The sequence below is a fragment of the Wenyingzhuangia sp. genome (assembly GCF_039768515.1).
In the GTDB taxonomy this organism is placed as follows: Bacteria; Bacteroidota; Bacteroidia; order Flavobacteriales; family Flavobacteriaceae; genus Wenyingzhuangia.
In genome coordinates this window covers 1-3,534 of the sequence record NZ_JBDNAI010000025.1, presented here as the reverse complement: position 1 = coordinate 3,534, position 3,534 = coordinate 1, and the positions used below count along the sequence as shown (strand labels likewise).

Sequence of the window (3,534 nt, the reverse complement as noted above, 5' to 3'; positions counted from 1 at the left end):
GGTTGGTCAGGTAGAGCTAAAGATTGGCAACGTTTTGAAGAAGTATCTCTAGTATTAGCTGGTTTAGCTACTCCTTTAGTACTTTCTGTACATACTATCGTATCTATGGACTTTGCTACTTCAATCAATCCAGGTTGGCACTCAACAATTTTCCCTCCTTACTTTGTAGCTGGAGCAATCTTTTCAGGATTTGCAATGGTACAGACCTTATTAGGAATTATGCGTAAGGTTACAAATATGGAGGAATATATTACACGTTTACATGTAGAGTACATGAACATTGTAATTATCTTAACTGGAGGTATTGTTGCGGTAGCATATGCAACCGAATTTTTTATAGCTTGGTATACGGGTTCTCCTTATGAAAATTATACCTATCTATCTGTAGGAGCTGCAACAGGTCCTTATTGGTGGGCTTTTTGGTCATTGTTAATCTTTAACATTTTTATTCCTCAATTACTTTGGTTTAAAAAGATAAGAAGAAGTTTTATTTGGTCATTTATTATCTCTATTGCCATCAATATAGGTATGTGGTTTGAGCGTTTCGATATTATTGCAATTGTATTAAGTAAAGGTCATTTACCTTCAACTTGGTGGAGATTCGAACCAACTTTTGTAGATGTAGGTATTTTTATTGGAACTATTGGATTTTTCTTTGTGCTGTTTTTATTATACGCAAGAACATTTCCAGTAATTGCACAAGCTGAAGTAAAAACAATATTAAAATCTTCTGGAGAATTTTACAAAAAAAGAAGAGCACAGGGTATTCCTTCAAAACCAGCAATAGTTGTTGCTGAATCAGTATCTAAGGAAGCTAACTCTGATAAAAACAAAGAAGAATAATTATGGAATCATCAAAAGTTATTCACGCATTTTACAATGATGATGAGGTGTTGTTAGATGCTGTAAAAGCAGTAAAGTCTGAACACCATCATATAGAAGAAGTATTTTGTCCATTTCCAGTTCATGGTTTAGACAAAGCAATGGGATTAGCTCCAACAAAGTTGGCAATTACTGCTTTCTTTTACGGAATTACAGGTTTATCATTTGCAATTTGGATGACAAATTATATGATGATTGAAGATTGGCCACAAGATATTGGAGGGAAACCAAGTTTTTCTTGGATAGAAAATATGCCAGCATTTGTGCCAATTATGTTTGAATTAACAGTATTCTTTGCTGCACACTTAATGGTTATTACTTTTTACATGAGAAGTAGAATTTGGCCATTTAAAAAAGCAGAGAATCCAGATCCTAGAACTACAGATGACCATTTTTTAATGGAAATTCCAGTTCATAATAATGAAGAAGCATTAACTTCATTATTAGCAAAAACAGGAGCTGTTGAAATTAATATAGTAGATAAGCACTAATAAAAGAAGAATGAAAAGTTTAAAATTATTTATTGCTTTAGTTGTGTTTGCAAGTATAATATCTTGTAATGACAGAAGAAAACCTCAGTTAGAGTACATGCCAGATATGTATGTATCTATACCTTACGACACTGATGATGCAAATGGTTTAAATGGAAAACCAGTAAATAGTAAGCCTGTTGCTGGTACTATTCCAAGAGGTGGTCATCCTGCTTATGATATTCCTGACACACCTCAAGGATATGAAAAAGCAAAATCTGAACTTAAAAATCCAATTGAAGCTTCCGAAACTAACCTAGAAAAAGGTAAAGAATTGTATTCAATTTACTGTATTTCATGTCATGGTAAAAAAGGAGATGGAAACGGATATTTAGCTCAAGCAGAAAAGTTTGAAGGGATACCAAGTTATAAGGATAGAGATATTACTGCAGGTTCTATTTATCACGTTATTTATCATGGTAAGAATTTAATGGGATCTCACTCTGGACAATTAACATATAACGAACGTTGGCAAATAATTCATTACGTAGAACAATTACGTGTTGATTTATTAAAATAATTACAAAAAGATAGATTACGAAAGATATGTATCAATTCTCAGGTAAATTAAAATCGCTCTCTATTATTCTAACTGTTGTTGGTTTAATAGGTATTGGATATAGCTTCTATACAGCTCCAAGTTCAATAGAGGAGGCTAAAGGAATCATTGCAAAACAATCATCTCATGGTGATGGTCACGGAAACACTCATGCTGATGCTGCACATACAGCTATTTCAGAAGCTGATTTACATCACGATGCTTCATCAGAAGCTGATTCACATCATGGAGTAGAGAATATGCATCATGAAGGTTCTGAAGAGGCAACCAACCATGAAGATCACAATGAACATGATGCACATGCAGAACATGATGCACATGCAGAACATGCATTTCATCAACTGCAAAATAAGCCTTGGTCTGCCTTATATGTTTCTTTATTCTTTTTCTTAGGAATTTCTCTTTTGGTGTTAGCATTTTATGCGGCTCAGCGAGTAGCGCAGTCAGGTTGGTCTATCGTATTATTTAGAGTAATGGAGGCAATTACTGCAAATTTAGTTCCAACTTCAATAATTATGGTGCTAGTTATTTTAGCAGCTTCAGTATTGCATGTAAATCATATGTTTCCATGGATGGCAGAAGGTGTTTTTGATCCTTCAAGCCCTAATTACGATGCAATAGTAGATGGTAAATCTTGGTGGATGAATGTTCCAGGATGGACAATCAGAAGTATTGTATACTTAGTAATTTGGAACACATACAGATGGTTTATTAGAAAAAATTCAATTGCAGAAGATACTGCGAACGATAATCAAAAGACATATAAGAAAAACTATAATGCATCTGTTATCTTTTTGTTCTTATTTATGATTTCAGAATCTATGATGTCTTGGGATTGGATCATGGGCTTAGACCCTCACTGGTTCTCTACATTATTTGGTTGGTACGTATTGGCTAGTTTGCTTGTAAGTGCTTTAACAGTTGTTGCTTTTGTTACTATTTATTTACGTTCAAAAAATGCAATACCTGGTATAAATGATAGTCATATTCATGATTTAGCCAAATTCATGTTTGGTTTCTCTGTATTCTGGACTTATTTATGGTTTGCACAATTCATGCTAATCTGGTATGCAGATATTCCTGAAGAGACAACATATTTTGTAGCAAGGTTTAATGAGTATAAATTACCATTCATTGCGATGGTTGTAATGAATTTTGTATTCCCTGTTTTATTACTACTTAATAGTGATTACAAGAGTATTCCATGGTTTGTTGTTATAGGAGGTATTGTAATCTTAGGTGGGCATTACATAGACATATTTGTAATGATTATGCCAGCAACAGTTGGTCCTTTTTGGTCATTCGGTATTGCTGAATTTAGTGCGCTTTTATTTTTCTTAGGAATATTTATTTACACAGTATTTAGTGCATTTGCGAAGGCAAATCCAATTCCAAAAGGAAATCCTTTCTTAGAAGAAAGTGAACATTTTCATTATTACAATATAGAACACAGAGGAGAAGGTTCAGGAGATCATCATTAATAAATTAAGAATTAAATAATTAAGAAAAGATATATATGCTAGCTCTATTTTATATTTTTATAGGTGTTGCAATGGGTGTAAG

Annotated in this window: 4 protein-coding genes; all 4 read left to right on the top strand. The window is 33.3% G+C overall.

Annotated elements, in window-relative coordinates; translation table 11 throughout:
* Positions 1-843: NrfD/PsrC family molybdoenzyme membrane anchor subunit (gene nrfD / locus ABF281_RS01930; protein WP_347180017.1), on the top strand; the 843-nt coding region annotated here is incomplete at its 5' end.
* A 2-nt stretch (positions 844-845) separates the two neighbouring features.
* Positions 846-1,373, top strand: a complete 528-nt coding sequence (locus tag ABF281_RS01925) for a DUF3341 domain-containing protein (protein ID WP_347180016.1) — start codon at positions 846-848, stop codon at positions 1,371-1,373.
* Positions 1,374-1,383: 10 nt separating this feature from the next.
* On the top strand, positions 1,384-1,932 hold the full coding sequence (locus ABF281_RS01920) for a cytochrome c (RefSeq protein WP_347180015.1): 549 nt from the start codon (positions 1,384-1,386) through the stop codon (positions 1,930-1,932).
* Positions 1,933-1,958: 26 nt separating this feature from the next.
* Positions 1,959-3,452: a quinol:cytochrome C oxidoreductase gene (locus tag ABF281_RS01915; protein WP_347180014.1), complete on the top strand. Its 1,494-nt coding sequence runs from the start codon at positions 1,959-1,961 to the stop codon at positions 3,450-3,452.
* Positions 3,453-3,534 lie beyond the last annotated feature (82 nt).